Source organism: Pseudomonas asiatica (assembly GCF_040214835.1).
Taxonomy (GTDB): domain Bacteria; phylum Pseudomonadota; class Gammaproteobacteria; order Pseudomonadales; family Pseudomonadaceae; genus Aquipseudomonas; species Aquipseudomonas putida_Z.
In genome coordinates this window covers 4,119,045-4,136,881 of record NZ_CP157874.1, presented here as the reverse complement: position 1 = coordinate 4,136,881, position 17,837 = coordinate 4,119,045, and the positions used below count along the sequence as shown (strand labels likewise).

Here is a 17,837-nt window from a genome sequence, read left to right as displayed (position 1 = left end):
GATAATGCAAGTTAAGCGATTTTTCGCCGCCGATATGCGTCAGGCCATGAAGCTGGTCCGTGATGAGCTGGGCGCCGATGCCGCCATCATCGGCAACCGTCGCATCGCCGGCGGTGTCGAGCTGACGGCCGCGCTGGACTACAAGCTGTCCGCCCTGGCCCCGCGTGTGCCCAACGCCGAACTGGAAGAAGAGCTGCGCAAGACCCATACGCGCATCGCCACCGCCCAGGCCGAGCTGGGCCACCGCCAGGACAGCAGCGACAACAACCGCCAATTGTTCGCCGGGCAGTCGCTGACCGCCGCCGAGCCGTTGATCGAACCGCATGTCGATGTTCCCGAGGCTGCTGCAGCGCCTGCGTCGGCGCCGGTCGACCCGCGCCTGTTCGATGCCATGCGCTCCGAGCTGTCGGGCCTGCGCGAGCTGCTGGAAGTGCAGCTCGGCTCGCTGGCCTGGAACCAGCTGCAGGGCAGCAAGCCGCAGCAGGCCACCGTCTGGCGCCGGTTGCAGCGCATCGGCCTGTCCGGGCCGATCGCCCGTGAGCTGCTGGACCTGACTGCCGAGATCGACGAGCCACGCCAGGCCTGGCGCATGTTGCTGGCGCACCTGGCGCGGATGATCGAAATCCCCGAGGTCGAGCCGATCGAAGAGGGCGGGGTGATCGCGATGGTCGGCCCGGCCGGCATGGGCAAGACCACTACCCTGGCCAAGCTGGCCGCCCGCTACGTGCTCAAGTACGGCGCGCAGAACCTGGCGCTGGTGAGCATGGACAGCTTCCGCATCGGCGCCCAGGAGCAGCTCAAGACCCTGGGTCGCATCCTCAACGTGCCGGTTACCTACGTCGACCCGGGCCAGTCGCTGGCCGCGGCGCTGGAGCCGCTGTTGCGCAAGCGGGTGGTGCTGATCGATACCGCCGGCCTGCAGGCCAGCGACCCGGCCCTGCGCATGCAACTGGACACCCTGGCCGGGCGTGGCATTGCCGCGAAGAACTACCTGGTGCTGGCCACCACCAGCCAGAAGCAGGTGCTGACCGCCGCCTACCACAGCTACAAGCGCTGCGGCCTGGCCGGTTGCATCCTGACCAAACTCGATGAAACGGCGAGCCTTGGCGACGTGCTGAGCCTTGCCATCAGTCATGATTTGCCAGTGGCCTACCTGACCGACGGGCCGCGCATTCCTGACGACCTGCACCTGCCACGGGGGCACCAGTTGGTCTCCCGCGCGGTCAATGTGCAGCAGCAGGACGAGCCCAGCGAAGAGGCCATGGCCGACATGTTCGCTGATCTCTATCACAACCCACGGCGAGCGGGTTGATGATGAAATGTGTGCAAGGTAGCTATGCCAAGGGGTACGCAGAATTGCCCTACGTGTGGCCTGAGTCCCAGCGAGACAAGGTAAAGAACAGACATGGGTAGCATGCATCCCGTACAGGTGATCGCCGTGACCGGTGGCAAAGGTGGCGTCGGCAAGACTAACGTTTCAGTGAACCTGTCCCTGGCGCTGGCCGAGCTTGGCCGCAGGGTCATGCTGCTCGACGCCGATCTGGGCCTGGCCAATGTCGATGTGCTGCTGGGCCTTACCCCCAAGCGGACCCTGGCCGATGTCATCGAAGGGCGCTGCGAGCTGCGCGACGTGATGTTGCAGGGCCCCGGTGGTGTGCGCATCGTGCCGGCTGCCTCGGGCACGCAGAGCATGGTGCACCTGGCCCCGGCCCAGCATGCCGGGCTGATCCAGGCGTTCAGCGAAATCGGCGACAACCTCGACGTGTTGGTGATCGACACCGCGGCCGGTATCGGTGATTCGGTGGTCAGCTTCGTCCGTGCCGCCCAGGAAGTGCTGCTGGTGGTATGCGACGAACCCACCTCGATCACTGATGCCTACGCCCTGATCAAGCTGCTCAACCGCGACTACGGCATGAACCGTTTCCGGGTGCTGGCCAACATGGCGCAGAGCCCGCAGGAAGGCCGCAACCTGTTCGCCAAGCTGACCAAGGTCACCGACCGCTTCCTTGACGTTGCCCTGCAGTACGTGGGCGCCGTGCCGTATGACGAGTGCGTGCGCAAGGCGGTGCAGAAGCAGCGTGCCGTGTACGAAGCCTTCCCACGCTCCAAATGCGCGCTGGCCTTCAAGGCGATTGCCCAGAAGGTCGATAGCTGGCCGCTGCCGGCCAACCCGCGCGGCCATCTGGAGTTCTTTGTCGAGCGTCTGGTGCAGCCCACCAGCGCGGGACCTGTGCTATGAACGCCAGCGGCTTCAAGATGTACAGCCGGGCGTCGAAAGACGCGCAGTACGAGCTGATCGAGCGCTACGCCCCGCTGGTCAAGCGCATCGCCTACCACCTGCTGGCGCGGCTGCCGGCCAACGTGCAGGTCGAGGACCTGATCCAGGCCGGCATGATCGGCCTGCTGGAAGTGGCCAACAAGTACGACGCCAGCAAGGGCGCCAGCTTCGAAACCTACGCCGGCATCCGCATTCGCGGGGCCATGCTGGACGAAGTGCGCAAGGGCGACTGGGCACCGCGTTCGGTGCACCGCAACACCCGCATGGTAAGCGACGCGATGCGTGCGGTTGAAGCCAGAACCGGCCGTGACGCTAAAGATCATGAAGTTGCTGCCGAACTCCAATTGAGTCTCGATGATTACTACGGGATCTTGAACGATACCCTGGGCAGCCGCCTGTTCAGCTTCGACGACCTGTTGCAGGACGGCGAGCACGAAGGGCTGCATGAGGATGGCGCCAGTGGCCAGGTAGAACCTGCGCGTGGCCTGGAGGACGAGCGCTTCCAGGCCGCCCTGACCGAGGCCATCGCCAACCTGCCGGAGCGTGAGCGCCTGGTGCTGGCGCTGTACTACGACGAAGAGCTGAACCTCAAGGAAATCGGTGAGGTGCTGGGGGTCAGCGAGTCGCGGGTCAGCCAGTTGCACAGCCAGTGTGCCGCGCGCCTGCGCAGCCGCCTGGGGGAATGGCGGGCGCGTTGAGCCCGCTGTCGTTGCAGTCGTTTTCTACGTTGTACCGAATTGTGAATGCGCGCTCGGGGCCGAGCGCGTTTGAGACTGCTTGGAGGTCTACTTGAACAAAGACATGAAAATCCTCATCGTTGACGACTTTTCGACGATGCGGCGGATCATCAAGAACCTGTTGCGTGACCTGGGCTTCACCAACACCGAAGAAGCCGACGACGGCACCACGGCGCTGCCGATGCTGGAGAACGGCCACTACGACTTCCTGGTGACCGACTGGAACATGCCCGGCATGTCCGGCATCGACCTGCTGCGCAAGGTGCGTGCCCACGATCGCCTGAAATCCATGCCGGTGCTGATGGTGACCGCCGAAGCCAAGCGCGACCAGATCATCGAAGCGGCCCAGGCCGGCGTCAATGGCTACGTGGTCAAGCCGTTCACCGCCCAGGTGCTCAAAGAAAAGATCGAGAAGATCTTCGAACGCGTCAACGGCTGAGTCACGTCAGGGGGCGCGCCATGGATTCATCACAAACGTCTTTGGGCGAGTTCGAATCGACCCTGAAGAAGCATGCCCAGGAGCTGGTCGAAAGCCTGGAGCGGGGCCGTTTCGGCGAGGCGGTGCAGCTGATTCACGAGTTGAACCAGACCCGCGACCGCGGCCTGTACCAGGAAGTCGGCAAGCTGACCCGCGAGCTGCACAGTGCCATCGTCAGTTTCCAGATCGACCCGACCATGCCGCAGGCCGAGGAGGTGTCGCAGATAACCGACGCCACCGAGCGCCTGTCGTACGTGGTCAGGCTCACCGAGGGCGCGGCCAACCGCACCATGGACCTGGTCGAGGAAAGCACCCCGGTGCTCAACGACCTGGCCAGCGAGGCCCAGGCCCTGAGCACCGACTGGCAGCGTTTCATGCGCCGCGAAGTGGCTGCGCCGGAGTTCCGTGACCTGGTCAAGCGCGTCGACAGTTTCCTGACGCACAGCGCCGAAGGTAACCGCAAGGTCGCCGGCCACCTCAACGACATTCTGCTGGCCCAGGACTATCAGGACCTGACCGGCCAGGTGATCAAGCGCGTCACCACGTTGGTCACCGAGGTGGAAAGCAACCTGCTCAAACTGGTGTTGATGGCCAGCCAGGTCGACCGCTTTGCGGGCATCCAGCATGACCACGATCAACTGCGCGCAGAAAAAGATCGAGAAAAACATCCGACTCGGGGTGAAGGTCCGCAGATTCATGCCGATAAGCGTGAAGACGTCGTGTCCGGTCAGGACGATGTCGATGATTTGCTGTCCAGCCTGGGTTTTTAAGGAGCACGTTTGATGAGCTTCGGCGCCGATGAAGAAATCCTCCAGGATTTCCTGGTAGAAGCCGGCGAAATTCTTGAGCAACTGTCCGAGCAACTGGTCGAGCTGGAAAGCCGGCCCGACGATGCCGACCTGCTCAATGCGATCTTTCGCGGTTTCCACACTGTAAAAGGGGGCGCCGGCTTCCTTCAGCTGAACGAGCTGGTGGAGTGCTGCCATATCGCCGAGAACGTGTTCGACGTCCTGCGCAAAGGTGAGCGCCGGGTCGACGCGGAACTGATGGATGTGGTGCTCGAGGCACTGGACACGGTCAACAGCATGTTTGGCCAGGTGCGCGAGCGCACCGAAGTGACCGCGGCCACCCCCGAGCTGCTGGCGGCGCTGTCGCGCCTGGCCGAGCCGGGTGGCGCCGAAGCCGTTGAAGTGCCTGCCGCTGCGGCACCGGTTGCCGAAGCGCCTGCCGAGGAGCAGGACATCACCGACAGCGAGTTCGAGCAGCTGCTCGATTCGCTCGATGCGGTCAAGGCACAAGCTGCGGCCGACGAGCAGATGCAGGGCGAGACCGTCAGCGGTGAAGGTGACGAAATCAGCGACGCCGAGTTCGAGTCGCTGCTCGACCAGTTGCACGGCAAAGGCCAGTTCAGCGCCGAGGTTGCCGCGCAGCCGGTTGCCAGCGCGCCGGAAGCGGCCAGCGACGAAATTACCGACGCCGAGTTCGAATCGCTGCTGGACCAGTTGCATGGCAAGGGCACCTTCCAGGCCGATGCCTTGCCCGCTGCCAAGGCGCAGACGCCTGCCGCAACCGATACCAGCGCAGCCAGCGACGAAATCAGCGAGCACGAGTTCGAGGCGCTGCTGGACCAGTTGCACGGCAAGGGCAAGTTCGGTGGCGACGTTGCCGCCGTCGAAGCCCCGGCTGCGGCCAAGGTGCAAGCGCCGGTCGCGGCCAAGGCCGACAGCCAGCCCGTGGCCAAGCCAGCCGCAGTTGCTGCGCCGGCACCGGCACCTGCCAGCAAACCTGCCGCAGCACCCCGCGCCCCGGCGCCGGCTGCCGAGAAGCATGGCGCCAGCGAAGCGGAAACCACCGTGCGGGTCGATACCGCGCGCCTGGACGAGATCATGAACATGGTCGGCGAACTGGTGCTGGTGCGTAACCGCCTGGTGCGCCTGGGCCTGAACAGCGGCGACGAGGCCATGTCCAAGGCTGTGTCCAACCTCGACGTGGTCACCGCCGACCTGCAGACCGCGGTGATGAAAACCCGCATGCAGCCGATCAAGAAAGTCTTCGGCCGCTTCCCGCGCCTGGTGCGCGACCTGGCCCGCCAGCTCAAGAAAGAGATCAACCTGGAGCTGGTCGGCGAAGAGACCGACCTCGACAAGAACCTGGTCGAGGCCCTGGCCGACCCGTTGGTGCACCTGGTGCGCAACGCCGTCGACCATGGCGTGGAAATGCCCGAAGAGCGTGAAGCCTCCGGCAAGGCGCGCACCGGCCGCGTGGTGTTGTCGGCCGAGCAGGAAGGCGACCACATCCTGCTGTCGATCTCTGACGACGGCAAGGGCATGGACCCCAACATCCTGCGCGCCAAGGCCGTGGAAAAGGGCCTGATGGACAAGGATGCCGCCGATCGCCTGAGCGAGTCGGACTGCTACAACCTGATCTTCGCCCCGGGCTTCTCGACCAAGACCGAGATTTCCGACGTGTCCGGCCGCGGTGTGGGCATGGACGTGGTGAAGACCAAGATCTCCCAGCTCAACGGCTCGATCAACATCTTCTCGGCCAAGGGCCAGGGCTCGAAGATCGTCATCAAGGTGCCGCTGACCCTGGCGATCATGCCAACCCTGATGGTGATGCTGGGCAACCAGGCGTTCGCCTTCCCGCTGGTCAACGTCAACGAGATCTTCCACCTCGACCTGTCGCGCACCAATGTGGTCGACGGCCAGGAAGTGGTGATCGTGCGCGACAAGGCGCTGCCGCTGTTCTACCTCAAGCGCTGGCTGGTCCAGGGCCAGGTGCACGAAGAGCAGCACGAGGGCCACGTGGTGATCCTGTCGGTCGGCACCCAGCGCATCGGCTTTGTCGTCGATCAACTGGTTGGCCAGGAAGAAGTGGTAATCAAGCCGCTGGGCAAGATGCTGCAGGGCACCCCGGGCATGTCCGGGGCCACCATCACCGGCGACGGTCGCATCGCGTTGATTCTCGACGTCCCGAGCATGCTCAAGCGTTACGCCGCGCGGCGTATTTGATTTCGGTGGCGCACCCTGGCGGGTTGCGCCGCCTAATGGAGTGTTTATGGCAGTCAAGGTCCTGGTGGTGGATGATTCCGGTTTCTTCCGCCGCCGCGTCTCGGAAATCCTCTCGGCGGATCCGACGATCCAGGTAGTGGGTACCGCGACCAATGGCAAGGAAGCAATCGACCAGGCGCTGGCGCTGAAGCCCGATGTCATCACCATGGACTACGAAATGCCCATGATGGACGGCATCACCGCGGTGCGGCACATCATGCAGCGCTGCCCGACGCCGGTGTTGATGTTCTCGTCGCTTACCCATGAAGGCGCCCGTGTCACCCTCGATGCGCTGGATGCCGGTGCGGTGGATTACCTGCCGAAGAACTTCGAGGACATCTCGCGCAACCCAGACAAGGTCAAGCAACTGCTGTGCGAGAAGGTGCATACCATTTCCCGCAGCAACCGCCGTTTTGGCAGCTACGCCAGCCATGCGCCGGTTGCCGCACCTGCGCTGGCAGGCAGCAGCCACGCACCCACCAGCAGTTTCGCCAGCCCGGCAGCGGCGCGCACGCCTGCGCCTGCCCGTGCGGCGGCCCCGGCTGCGGCGCCAGCACACTCGCCGGCACCCAAGCGCAAGCCTTACAAGCTGGTGGCCATCGGCACCTCCACGGGCGGCCCGGTCGCCCTGCAGCGGGTGCTGACCCAGTTGCCAGCCAACTTCCCGGCGCCGATCGTGCTGATCCAGCACATGCCGGCGGCGTTCACCAAGGCCTTTGCCGAGCGCCTGGACAAGCTGTGCCGCATCAGCGTCAAGGAAGCCGAGGACGGCGACATGCTGCGCCCGGGCCTGGCCCTGCTGGCCCCGGGTGGCAAGCAGATGATGATCGACGGCCGTGGCACGGTGAAGATCCTGCCCGGTGACGAGCGCCTGAACTACAAGCCGTGCGTGGACATAACCTTCGGCTCGGCGGCCAAGTCGTATGGCGACAAGGTGCTGTCGGTGGTGCTTACCGGCATGGGCGCCGATGGCCGTGAAGGTGCGCGCCTGCTCAAGCAGGGCGGCAGTACGGTGTGGGCCCAGGATGAAGCCAGCTGCGTGATCTATGGCATGCCCATGGCCATCGTCAAGGCCAACCTGGCCGACGCGGTGTACAGCCTGGACGAAATCGGCAAGCACCTGGTGGAGGCGTGCGTCTGATGGACGTGCTCAGCCTGATCGGCCTGATCCTCGCCTTTGTCGCCATCGTCGGTGGCAACTTCCTCGAAGGCGGTCATGTCGGCGCCCTGATCAATGGCCCGGCGGCACTGATCGTGCTGGGCGGCACGCTGGCGGCTGCCTTGCTGCAATCGCCGCTGTCGTCGTTCAAGCGTGCCTTGCAGATTCTGCGCTGGATCCTGTTTCCGCCACGGGTCGACCTGGCGGGCGGGATCGACCGCGTCGTCAACTGGAGCCTGACCGCGCGCAAGGAAGGCCTGCTGGGCCTGGAAGGGGTGGCCGACAGCGAGCCTGACCCGTATGCGCGCAAGGGCCTGCAACTGCTGGTGGATGGCGCAGAGCCGGAGGCCATCCGCAGCATCCTCGAAGTCGATTTCCTGACCCAGGAAAGCCGTGATATCCAGGCCGCCAAGGTGTTCGAAAGCATGGGTGGCTACGCGCCGACCATCGGCATCATCGGTGCGGTGATGGGCCTGATCCACGTGATGGGCAACCTGGCCGACCCGTCGCAGCTGGGCAACGGCATTGCCGTGGCCTTCGTCGCGACCATCTACGGCGTGGCCAGCGCCAACCTGGTGCTGCTGCCGATCGCCAACAAGCTCAAGGCCATCGTCATGCGCCAGTCGCGCTACCGCGAGATGCTGCTCGAGGGCCTGCTGTCGATTGCCGAGGGTGAGAACCCGCGCTCGATCGAGCTGAAGCTGCAAGGCTTCATGGAGTAACTCATGCGTCGCCGTCGTCATACCGAGGAACACGAAAACCACGAACGCTGGCTGGTGTCGTACGCCGATTTCATCACCTTGCTGTTCGCCTTTTTCGTGGTGATGTACTCGATTTCCTCGATCAACGAGGGCAAGTACAAGGTCATTTCCCAGGCCTTGCTCGGGGTGTTCAACGACCCCGAGCGCAGCATGAAGCCGATCCCCATCGGTGAAGAGCGGCCGCTGAGCGTGCGCCCGGCCGAGCCGTTGGTGAAGGACAGCGAGCAGACCGATGCAGGCCTTGGGGCGACCAGTGTCGACCCGCTGAAAACCATCAGCGATGATGTGCGGGATGCCTTTGGCGACCTGATCAATAGCGACCAGATGACGGTGCGCGGCAATGAGCTGTGGATCGAGATCGAGCTCAATTCCTCGTTGCTGTTCGGCAGTGGCGATGCCATGCCCAGCGACAAGGCATTTGCCATCATCGAGAAGGTGGCCGGCATTCTCAAGCCGTTCGCCAACCCGGTGCACGTCGAAGGCTTTACCGACAACCTGCCGATCCGTACCGCGCAGTACCCGACCAACTGGGAGCTGTCATCGGCGCGGGCGGCGAGCATCGTGCGCCTGCTGGCCATGGAAGGGGTAAACCCGGCACGCATGGCCTCGGTCGGCTATGGCGAGTACCAGCCGGTGGCCAGCAACGACACTGCCGAAGGCCGTGCGCGCAACCGCCGCGTGGTGCTGGTGATTTCGCGCAACCTCGAAGTGCGCCGCAGCCTGACGGGCTCGGGCAGTGCCAATGCCACGCCGGATGCCGCATTGCGCCGGGCTGGCACACAAAGTGCACCGGCTACGCCAGCAACGGTGGCGGGGCAGTGATCCGTCAATTCCCCGACGTTGCCAAATAGTTGAATGTAGCGCGGTCTTGTGTGGGAGCGGGTTCACCCGCGAAGAAGGTGACACGGTGCATGGCACCGGCTGCGCCGGTGTTCGCGGGTAAACCCGCTCCCACAGGGATCGCGCCAGCTTTCCGATGTTGCAAGACAGTTGCCCCAGCAGTGTCCCTGCCAAATCAATAGATAGAGTTTGCTTGATGAGAGTCTGGGCAGTAGCCAATCAAAAAGGTGGCGTCGGCAAGACCACCACTACCATCGCCCTGGCCGGCCTGCTGGCCGAGGCCGGCAAGCGCGTGGTCGTTGTCGACCTCGACCCGCACGGCTCGATGACCAGCTATTTCGGGCACAACCCCGATGCCCTGGAGCACAGCTGCTACGACCTGTTCCTGCACAAGGGCGCGGTGCCCGAGGGCCTGCCCGGGCAACTGCTGCTGCCCACCAGTGACGAACGCATCTCGCTGTTGCCGTCGAGTACCGCGCTGGCGGTGCTGGAGCGCCAGTCACCGGGGCAGAACGGCCTGGGCCTGGTGATCGCCAAGAGTCTGGCGCAGCTGTGGCAGGATTTCGACTTTGCCCTGATCGACAGCCCACCCTTGCTCGGTGTGCTGATGGTCAATGCCCTGGCAGCCAGCCAGCAGCTGGTGATCCCGGTGCAAACCGAGTTCCTCGCGGTCAAGGGCCTGGAGCGCATGGTCGGTACCCTGGCCATGGTCAACCGCTCGCGCAAGCAAGCGCTGCCGTACCAGATCGTGCCGACCTTGTTCGACCGCCGCACCCAGGCCTCGCTGGCCACGCTCAAGCTGCTGCGTGACACCTACGACCAGCATGTATGGCAGGGCTACATCCCGGTGGATACGCGCCTGCGCGATGCCAGCCGCAAGGGCGTCACGCCCTCGCAATTCGACAGCAAGAGCCGCGGGCTGATTGCCTATCGGGCGCTGCTCAAGCACCTGCTGACCTACAAGACTGCAGCGCAGGTGGCCTGATGACCCAGACCCGGCAAACCAATACCCGGCCACAGATGGCCCTGCAGTCATACCTCGACGGCCTGTTGCAGGAGGCCACCGAAGCCGAAGACCTGTTCGAGGCGCCAGCGGCGGCGGACGAGTTCGCCGAAGCGGTGCGCGAAGAGCAGGCGCGTGATGCCTTGCAGCAAGCCAGGCCGGCGTCAGCCGAAGCGACCGTCAGCCCCGCACCACGGCCGTTCGCCGAGCCCAGGCTGGCGGTGCTGCCCCGCGTGATGCCGGTGGAAGCACCGGTGGTGACGGTGGTCGAGCGCGAAGTGGTGGCCGAAGCCAGCATCCCGGTGCTGGTCGAAGAGCAAACCGTGGAACCGGCAGTGCCGCTGGTGGATGTGCACCTGCCGGCGCCGCAGGTGCCCGTGCCCCCGGCCACGGTCGATGGTCGCCCGGCCTGGGCCGCCGAGCCGTTCGAATGCCTGCTGTTCGACGTGGCCGGCCTGACCCTGGCGGTGCCGCTGGTGTGCCTGGGTTCGATCTACACCCTGGCTGGCCAGGAACTGACACCGCTGTTCGGCCAGCCCGACTGGTTCCTCGGCATCCTGACCTGCCAGGCCGGCAACCTGAAGGTGCTGGATACCGCGCGTTGGGTGATGCCCGACCGCTACCGCGATGATTTTCGCCAGGGCCTGCAATACGTGATTTCCGTGCAGGGCTACGAATGGGGGCTGGCCGTGCACCAGGTCAGCCGCTCGCTGCGCCTGGACCCGTCCGAGATCAAGTGGCGCAGCCAGCGTGGCCAGCGCCCGTGGCTGGCCGGCACGGTGATTGAACACATGTGTGCACTGCTCGACGTCGCCGCACTGGCCGAGCTGATCGCCAGCGGTGCGGTCAAGCAGATGCACGCCAAACAGAAATGACACCGAATACACCGCCGATGGCGGATTTTGAGGGTAGGGGAATGAAAAAGTCGTCTGCACAAGGTTCCGAAGATCCGATCCTGCAGTGGGTTACCTTCCGTCTGGACAATGAGTCCTACGGCATCAACGTGATGCAGGTGCAGGAAGTGTTGCGCTACACCGAGATCGCCCCGGTGCCGGGTGCGCCAAGCTACGTGCTGGGCATCATCAACCTGCGCGGCAACGTGGTGACCGTGATCGACACCCGCCAGCGCTTTGGCCTGATGCCGACCGAAGTCACCGACAACACCCGTATCGTCATCATCGAGGCCGACAAGCAAGTGGTCGGTATCCTGGTCGACAGCGTGGCCGAGGTGGTGTACCTGCGCCAGTCCGAGATCGAGACCGCGCCGAACGTGGGTAACGAAGAATCGGCCAAGTTCATCCAGGGCGTGTGCAACAAGAATGGCGAACTGCTGATCCTGGTCGAGCTGGACAAGATGATGACCGAGGAAGAGTGGTCCGAGCTGGAGAACATCTGAGTTGATCCTACAGGTTGCTGTCATCTTCCTGGCGCTGGTCTGGGCGCTGAGCCTGTGGTTCTTCCTCAACTACAGCAAGCGCCAGCGCGAGCTGGCCGCGCAACAGGCCGAGGGTGATGCCCTGCGTGACCAGCGCATCAAGGACCTCGCCAAGCGCCTGGACGACTACCAGAACGGTACCGTGCGCATGGGCGAGGCGCTGCACGATCTGCGCGTGGCGGTTGCCCCGCTGCCAGACAAGATCCAGCAGCTGGAGCAGCGCGACCCGCACAACGTCACCTTCACCCAGGCGGCCAAGCTGGTGGGCATGGGCGCCAGCGTGGCCGAGCTGACCGAAAGCTGCGGCCTGACCCAGGCCGAGGCGGAGCTGATGAGCAAGCTGCATCGCAGCAACTGATTGCCATGAGCATTGCGCGGCCCCTGATACAGTGGCCGCGCAAGCTCGCCCGGCAGTCAGTAGCCCTGTGCGTTCCCCGCCATTGCGACCTCTTCCAGTGGTAGCAGCCGCAGCTCTGCACGCCGTTGTGCTGCTTCATCCAGCAGCGCGTCATAGTTCAGGGTGTGCATGTTTGCCAGGTCCGCCACCTGCCTGAAGGTGTACAGCTCAGGTAGACGTTGGTCGATCACATGGTTGAGCACCGCGGGCCCGGTCAGCGTGTTGAGCCTTTCGGTATAGGCCTGGAATGCCGCCGCATGCTGCCGCGGCGGTTTGGGAGCCTCGTAGAACGCCTGGCCCTCCGGGGTGAGGTAACGGCCCAGGATCTCGTCGGAAATGGCGTTCAGCACCGGATTGCCAGCACGGCTGCCAATCATGCTGGTGTTGTAGCTGGTATACATGCCCAATTGCGCATTGCACACCGGGCTCCTCAACAGCAGCCCGTCGAGGGGCGTGGTGAGCGGTACGCTGTCGATCTTTGCCCGCAGCTGCCCGGTTGCGTCCGGCTCGACCAGCAGATGGTCGTCGATATCCAGGTAGATGCCCCCTTCGCTGTGCAGGACGCGGTAGCGCAAGATGTCGGAGGCCGAGGAGAAGTTGCTCGCCACACCGCCATTCCCTTTCAGCGCAGCCTGGTACTGGCCGAAGTATTCACTTGCCTCGAACTGGCGATAGAAGGTCTGGTGCTCCAGCACAGCCACCTTCAGCCCCTCGGCGATGCGGGGCTGCAGCAGGATCATGTTGCGTTCGAATGCCTGAGGGTTTGCGTTGGAGAGGTAGAGCTTGAGCGTGAAATCGCTGTTGCGCAGTGCCTGTACGTTGTTGTCGAGCGCAGCCAGGTAATCACCGGCGATCGTCCTGTCACCCAGCCAGATGTGAAATACCTGCCTGGGGACGGGTATGCCTGGTGCAGTCCCCAGAGCATCGAGGTCGACGGGCAGCTGCAGATCGATACCCAGTGCCCGCAGCGTACGCGAGCGCGATGCCGGGCTGATTTCCCGCAACGGGTCCGTATCGGGCAGCAGCCGGCTGATCGAGGGCTGCAGCGGATCGGCGCTGGCCACATAGTGCTGGGCGCCGCGTGTGCCGTTGGGGTACTTGAGCACGAAGCTGTCCTGTCGGGCGTCGTAGTAGAGCGGGTGCGGGCCATTGCCCACATCGCCGATCAGTTCGTCACCCGTGCCGAATGCCCTGCGCCGCGTTACGCAGCGGGCAATGTGCGAATCGGCGCCGGACCAGCTGGCGGCTACCTGGTCGCCCGCTACTGCCAGGTCCTGGAAATAGGGTGTCATCGCAGGCCCGGGCCAGCGTGGCGGCGAGACCGGGCTCAGCGGGTAGCCTATGCGGCCATTGAGCCTCACCGGTTTGATGAAGCCAATGGGGCGTTGGCCGAACAGCGCCTTGCTCGCCTTGACTCCACGCGCCAGCCCCGGGGCTGCGTTCAGCAGGCCGAACACGGCCTGCTCCGCGCCTTCGAGCTGTTGGTTCAAGTCCTTGCCGTGCAGCGCCTGGTCCAGGCCCACTGTAAATTGGGCCACCCCGGCCACGGCAGCCAGGGGTAGCAGTCCGGGAACCACCAGCAGAAACGGTGTGGCCAGGTTCATGGTCAGGTAGAAATAGCTGCGCCATGCGGCCTTGGTCACTTCACTGTCGCGCGTGATCAGGAAGTCGGCGTCGGATTGGCTGCGTTGACGTTGTGCCACCGTCAATGCCTTGAACAGGTTGTATTCGATGCGCGGGCTGGAGGTGTCTGCCTTGTAGTTGATCAGGGTATGCGGGTTCCATACCCTGGCCAGGCGATACACGCTGGTTGCAGGCAGGATGATCTGGCGGGGCGGGAAATCGGCCATGCCCTGAAGTACCCGACGCAACCCCGACCGGCCGATCCTGTCCGGAATATCGCAGGCCCTGAAGTGGGCAAGCAGGGCCGCCCGTTTGTCGGCGTCGCGGCACTGCCTGGCAAGCCACGTACGCATGGCGCCCGGGTTGGCAAACTCATGCAACGGCGCCGCATTGCCCGGTATGTACAGCAAGGTCAGGCGGCTGCGCGTATCGCTCAGGCAGAGGATGTCGCTTGATGGGTAGCCATTGATGTTCAGCAGCCTGGCGTCTACCCCGTTGGCACTGAGGTTGGCGCCGTGGTGCCAGCGTTCCACGCCTGCCGCCCGCCACGCCAGGCTGCGGCCCTGTTCACTGAGGTTGCCCCGCAATGCTTGCCGGTTGCAGGCAGCGAGGAATGCGATGCACGCGCTGACGCTGTACTGGCTGGCGGCATGAGCCCAGAAGTCATCGAGCTGGCGTTTGAATACGCCCTGGAAGTCGAGTTGCCAGATGAAGGACTGGAAAGTCGTGGCGTCGAACTGGACATAAGTGCTGGCGTCGTAGCGCATGGGTGCGGTTCGGCGAAAAAGGCCGTGGAATTCGGTGTGCACATCGATGTCGTGGTCCAGGCCGCTTCCTGGCAATTCATCGACGATCGTCACCTGACCATGGCTGAAGGCCTGGGCCCAGGGTGCTCGACCATGTGGCAGTGACAGCTCCGGCAGTACACCTAGCAGGTCGACGGTGGCCGTCCCGCCTCTTAGCAGCAACTGCGCGGTTTGCTCGGCAACCTTGGAGTAGCCGCTTTGCTGCCAGTTGCCAAGCAGCGCTTCGGTCAGGCTCATTTGTTGGACGACCTTGGCCAGCCAGCCCCGCTTGGGAACGAATTTGCAATGCAAGGTCACTGCAAGCGTGTTGTCGGGTTCCACGTCCAACCGCTGCTGGCTGGCCCATTCGCGGATGGCTGCACTGGCACTGCGGTCAGGGCGAGGCACCGAACCCAGCATTGCCTTGACGTAGTCTTGGCCGGCTGCGCCGACCACAGGTTGGCGTTGGGTCATGTTCGGCTCCAGGAATGGTTGCCACCGACAGTGGCGAAGCGGTTCAGGGGCAGGAGCGTACGCACCGAATCGCGCATGCGTGGCAGATCGACGAACCGGTAGGCATTGATGCGCGGCATCCCATAGAGGTTGGTAAGCTGGCGCAGGATACGCAGGCTCGGCAGCTGCCTGTCGACCACGTCGCTGAGCAGGGCAGGGCCGGTGAGGTAGCTCAGGCGGCTGGCATACTCATAGAAGTTCCCCGGGTCTTCAGCCAGGCTGGGCTTGCTGTCGTAGAAGTCGCGATTGAGCTGGTAACGTGCGTACATCTCTTCGGAAATGGCCTCCAGGGTGGGGTTGCCGGGGTGGCTGCCGATAAGGCTGGAGTTGTAGAGGCTGTTCATGCTCATCTTTTCATTGGACATGGGCGGTACCAGCAGCAGCCCATTGGCGTCCGTGCTCAAGTCGACCTGATCGATGGGTTCACCGGCGGGGCCTACCGGTTGCCCGTCGATGATCAATGAGTATTCGCCTGGCGCGAGCAAGGTGTCATCGACATCCATGTACAAGCCACCTTCGTGGTGCAACATCGGGTAGCGCAGCACATCGCATGCCGATGCATAGTTGCGGGCAACACCGCCGTTGCCATCCAGGGCCGCGTCGTACTGCGTGTAGTACCTGCTTTGGCGGAAAGCCCTGAAGAAGGCCTGCTCTTCCAGCGGTAGCACCTGCAAGCCCGGGGCGTGAGCGGCCAGGAGGTCCAGGTTTTCGGCGTAGGCCTGCCGGGCAGTGCTGGAAAGGAACAACCGTATGCTGTATTCGCTGCCTTGCAACCGCGCTGCGTTCTGGCCCAGGTTGGCCAGCAGCTCCGGGCCGATGATCTGGTCGCCGACCCACAGGCAGGAGATGTGTCTGGGTATTGGCCAACTGCCCGGCGCTCTGGCCGGCACCTGTAGCGGCAATGGCAGGTCCACGCCCAGCGCCCGCAAGGTACGACTGCGCATCGCATGGGTCACCACGCGCCCTTGTGGCGCGGGGCGCAGGTTCCGGCTGCCGGGTACCGCCACGAAGCCGACAGGGTCGACCTGGTTCAGGTCTTCGGCCCGAATGAATACGTCCCGCTCCATGTCGTAGATCACCCTGGCGTTGTAGCCATCGATGTTCGCTGCCAGGGTGTCTGGCTCACCATCGTACTGGGGCGTACGAATGACGGCGTCGGCAACTGCCTGGTCAGCGTCCTCCAGTGGCTCTATCGGGTCGGTGATATGGAAGTAGCGTGCGCCCTCGGGCTCGGGGAAGCGCGGTGGCGAGAGCGGGCTCAGGGGGTAGCCGATCTGTTCATTCAGCCGCGTCGGCGGCGCGAAACCCTCGACCTTGAATTCGAACAGTGCCTTGCCCCTTGCGGCAGCGCCCACCGCCAGGGGCAAGGCATTGAACAGGCCCCAGGTGATGTTGCCGATGCCTTCCTGCTGCTGCTGCAGGGACTTGCCGTTGATTGCCTGGTCGAGCCCCAGGCCAAGCTGGGCGATGCCACCGATGGCCAGCAGCGGCCCCAGGCCGGGTACCACCAGGCACAGTGGCGCCAGCAGGTTGAGCGTAGTGGCCAGGTAGCCACGCCACCTGGCCTTGATGACTTCGCTGTCAGCCGTGATCAGAAACGCGGCATCGTCGTAGCTGCGCTGACGCTGGCGCTCGGCCAATGCCTGGAACAGGTCGCCCTTGATTCTTGGGTTGTACTTGGTAGGTCGATAATTGACATAGGTCTGCGGCGGCCAGGTGCCGTCGTCGTTGAAATAGCCGTGTTCGGGCGGCAGCAGGTGACGTTCAGGGTAGGCGCCCAGCCCCTCCATGGCAGTGTCCAGGCCGCTGAAGTCGAGGCCTTGCGGGCAATCGGCCAGGCGAAAGTGCTGTTTCAGGGCCTGGCGTTTGGTCGGGTCTTTGCATTGTTCGCCGACCCAGGCCTTCAATTCTCGTTCGCTGCTGAACGTCAGCAACGGTGAGCTGTTGCCAGGAACATACAGCACTGTCAGGTCGGTGGCGGGGTCGTTCAGGTACAGCAGGTCGGTTGCGGCATAGCCGTAGATGCTCAACGTGCTGCGTCGCAGCCTGTTACGCCGCGGCATCAGCCCGGCCGCTTGCCAGACCAGTTGCCGTGCAGGCTCGCTGAGGCTGCCCTCGCTGACCTGTCTGTTGCAGGCTGCGATGAAGTTGAGCTTCAGCGCCAGCCTGTGACTGTGCAGATGGTCACGCCAGTACACATCCAGCGCCGCCTTGAAAGGCTGCTGGAAGTCCAGGTTGCTGATGAACTGCTGGAAGGCTTCGGCGCTTACCGGCAGATGGGTGGAAGCGTCGTAGCGTTGCGGGGCAGTGCGCCGGAACAGACCGTTGAATACCTCGAAGGGGGCCCCGTAGTGATTGAAGCCGGGTGCCGGGAGGGTTTCCACCAACCGTAGCGGACCTGCGGGTAATGCACCGGCCCAGGGTGCTTGCAGCAGCTTGCCGAACACGTCACTGGCCGACTCGCCCTGCCAGTTGCCCAGCAGTGCCTGGGGCAGGCTGGTGCGCTGGCTGATCGCGGCCAGATGGCCACCTGCACCGTCCGGGCAGTAGTGGAGGGTAACGACGTCGAGCTGGTCTGGGTCCAGGTCATGGCCTTGCTGCGCGAGCCATTGGCGGATGGCGCGGTTGGCTTCACGATCGGGGCGAGGCACATGGCCGAGGTGGTCTATAACGTAATGCGTGCCCATCACGTTGATGCGAGTCGAATGCATGGGGGGTACCTTGCGCTGAGATGAAGCCGGCAAGGTTGGAGCAGGGGCACGGAAAAGCGGTGGTAGA

General features: G+C 64.1%; 15 protein-coding genes. 13 read left to right on the top strand and 2 right to left on the bottom strand.

Features of this window, described 5'->3' with window-relative positions; genetic code table 11:
• The first annotated feature begins 4 nt into the window (after positions 1-4).
• The 13 genes from flhF (at position 5) to ABNP31_RS18445 (ending at position 12,099) form a co-directional block, all read left to right on the top strand.
• Entirely contained in the window at positions 5-1,312 is a 1,308-nt protein-coding gene (gene flhF / locus ABNP31_RS18505; protein ID WP_085589005.1) for a flagellar biosynthesis protein FlhF, read from the top strand.
• Positions 1,313-1,405: 93 nt separating this feature from the next.
• Positions 1,406-2,239, top strand: a complete 834-nt coding sequence (gene fleN, locus ABNP31_RS18500) for a flagellar synthesis regulator FleN (RefSeq protein ID WP_003254408.1) — start codon at positions 1,406-1,408, stop codon at positions 2,237-2,239.
• On the top strand, positions 2,236-2,976 hold the full coding sequence (gene fliA, locus ABNP31_RS18495) for an RNA polymerase sigma factor FliA (protein ID WP_046614576.1): 741 nt from the start codon (positions 2,236-2,238) through the stop codon (positions 2,974-2,976). The genes fleN and fliA overlap by 4 nt, the downstream gene beginning before the upstream one ends.
• Positions 2,977-3,079: 103 nt before the next feature.
• Positions 3,080-3,454, top strand: coding sequence for a chemotaxis response regulator CheY (locus tag ABNP31_RS18490; protein ID WP_075045918.1), 375 nt, complete (start codon positions 3,080-3,082; stop codon positions 3,452-3,454).
• A gap of 20 nt (positions 3,455-3,474) precedes the next feature.
• Positions 3,475-4,263 (top strand): protein phosphatase CheZ, encoded by a 789-nt coding sequence (locus ABNP31_RS18485; RefSeq protein WP_015271204.1) that lies wholly within the window; start codon positions 3,475-3,477, stop codon positions 4,261-4,263.
• Positions 4,264-4,275: 12 nt separating this feature from the next.
• Complete coding sequence (locus tag ABNP31_RS18480) at positions 4,276-6,504, top strand: chemotaxis protein CheA (RefSeq protein WP_238066699.1); 2,229 nt, start codon at positions 4,276-4,278, stop codon at positions 6,502-6,504.
• A gap of 46 nt (positions 6,505-6,550) precedes the next feature.
• A complete protein-coding gene (locus tag ABNP31_RS18475) occupies positions 6,551-7,684 on the top strand; it encodes a protein-glutamate methylesterase/protein-glutamine glutaminase (protein ID WP_350012645.1) in 1,134 nt (377 codons plus the stop codon).
• Entirely contained in the window at positions 7,684-8,424 is a 741-nt protein-coding gene (locus ABNP31_RS18470) for a flagellar motor protein (protein WP_085614522.1), read from the top strand. The genes ABNP31_RS18475 and ABNP31_RS18470 overlap by 1 nt, the downstream gene beginning before the upstream one ends.
• A 3-nt stretch (positions 8,425-8,427) precedes the next feature.
• The gene (motD, locus tag ABNP31_RS18465; RefSeq protein WP_075045915.1) at positions 8,428-9,285 is read left to right on the top strand and encodes a flagellar motor protein MotD; all 858 of its coding nucleotides are present in this window, start codon (positions 8,428-8,430) and stop codon (positions 9,283-9,285) included.
• 214 nt (positions 9,286-9,499) lie between these two features.
• Positions 9,500-10,288, top strand: a complete 789-nt coding sequence (locus ABNP31_RS18460) for a ParA family protein (RefSeq protein ID WP_025340066.1) — start codon at positions 9,500-9,502, stop codon at positions 10,286-10,288.
• Positions 10,288-11,181: a CheW domain-containing protein gene (locus ABNP31_RS18455; protein ID WP_025340065.1), complete on the top strand. Its 894-nt coding sequence runs from the start codon at positions 10,288-10,290 to the stop codon at positions 11,179-11,181. Before ABNP31_RS18460 ends, ABNP31_RS18455 begins: the two co-directional genes overlap by 1 nt.
• 41 nt (positions 11,182-11,222) lie before the next feature.
• On the top strand, positions 11,223-11,702 hold the full coding sequence (locus ABNP31_RS18450; RefSeq protein ID WP_003254393.1) for a chemotaxis protein CheW: 480 nt from the start codon (positions 11,223-11,225) through the stop codon (positions 11,700-11,702).
• A gap of 1 nt (position 11,703) precedes the next feature.
• Positions 11,704-12,099, top strand: coding sequence for a DUF2802 domain-containing protein (locus tag ABNP31_RS18445; protein WP_025340064.1), 396 nt, complete (start codon positions 11,704-11,706; stop codon positions 12,097-12,099).
• 56 nt (positions 12,100-12,155) lie between these two features.
• On the opposite strand, the gene ABNP31_RS18440 is transcribed toward ABNP31_RS18445, so the two are convergent.
• Together ABNP31_RS18440 and ABNP31_RS18435 are read right to left on the bottom strand one after the other, a co-directional pair.
• Positions 12,156-15,020: a dermonecrotic toxin domain-containing protein gene (locus tag ABNP31_RS18440; RefSeq protein WP_350012644.1), complete on the bottom strand. Its 2,865-nt coding sequence runs from the start codon at positions 15,018-15,020 to the stop codon at positions 12,156-12,158.
• Positions 15,017-17,770 (bottom strand): dermonecrotic toxin domain-containing protein, encoded by a 2,754-nt coding sequence (locus ABNP31_RS18435; RefSeq protein ID WP_085663992.1) that lies wholly within the window; start codon positions 17,768-17,770, stop codon positions 15,017-15,019. The genes ABNP31_RS18440 and ABNP31_RS18435 overlap by 4 nt, the downstream gene beginning before the upstream one ends.
• Positions 17,771-17,837: the final 67 nt, after the last annotated feature.

What these genes read in the sequence shown, in the direction of transcription:
- flhF (WP_085589005.1), top strand. Translation starts at nt 5, where the DNA reads ATGCAAGTTAAGCGATTTTTCGCCGCCGATATGCGTCAGGCCATGAAG.
- ABNP31_RS18475 (WP_350012645.1), top strand. Translation starts at nt 6,551, where the DNA reads ATGGCAGTCAAGGTCCTGGTGGTGGATGATTCCGGTTTCTTCCGCCGC.
- fleN (WP_003254408.1), top strand. Translation starts at nt 1,406, where the DNA reads ATGGGTAGCATGCATCCCGTACAGGTGATCGCCGTGACCGGTGGCAAA.
- ABNP31_RS18435 (WP_085663992.1), bottom strand. Translation starts at nt 17,770, where the DNA reads ATGCATTCGACTCGCATCAACGTGATGGGCACGCATTACGTTATAGAC.
- ABNP31_RS18490 (WP_075045918.1), top strand. Translation starts at nt 3,080, where the DNA reads ATGAAAATCCTCATCGTTGACGACTTTTCGACGATGCGGCGGATCATC.
- ABNP31_RS18460 (WP_025340066.1), top strand. Translation starts at nt 9,500, where the DNA reads ATGAGAGTCTGGGCAGTAGCCAATCAAAAAGGTGGCGTCGGCAAGACC.
- fliA (WP_046614576.1), top strand. Translation starts at nt 2,236, where the DNA reads ATGAACGCCAGCGGCTTCAAGATGTACAGCCGGGCGTCGAAAGACGCG.
- ABNP31_RS18440 (WP_350012644.1), bottom strand. Translation starts at nt 15,020, where the DNA reads ATGACCCAACGCCAACCTGTGGTCGGCGCAGCCGGCCAAGACTACGTC.
- ABNP31_RS18480 (WP_238066699.1), top strand. Translation starts at nt 4,276, where the DNA reads ATGAGCTTCGGCGCCGATGAAGAAATCCTCCAGGATTTCCTGGTAGAA.
- ABNP31_RS18455 (WP_025340065.1), top strand. Translation starts at nt 10,288, where the DNA reads ATGACCCAGACCCGGCAAACCAATACCCGGCCACAGATGGCCCTGCAG.
- ABNP31_RS18470 (WP_085614522.1), top strand. Translation starts at nt 7,684, where the DNA reads ATGGACGTGCTCAGCCTGATCGGCCTGATCCTCGCCTTTGTCGCCATC.
- ABNP31_RS18485 (WP_015271204.1), top strand. Translation starts at nt 3,475, where the DNA reads ATGGATTCATCACAAACGTCTTTGGGCGAGTTCGAATCGACCCTGAAG.
- motD (WP_075045915.1), top strand. Translation starts at nt 8,428, where the DNA reads ATGCGTCGCCGTCGTCATACCGAGGAACACGAAAACCACGAACGCTGG.
- ABNP31_RS18450 (WP_003254393.1), top strand. Translation starts at nt 11,223, where the DNA reads ATGAAAAAGTCGTCTGCACAAGGTTCCGAAGATCCGATCCTGCAGTGG.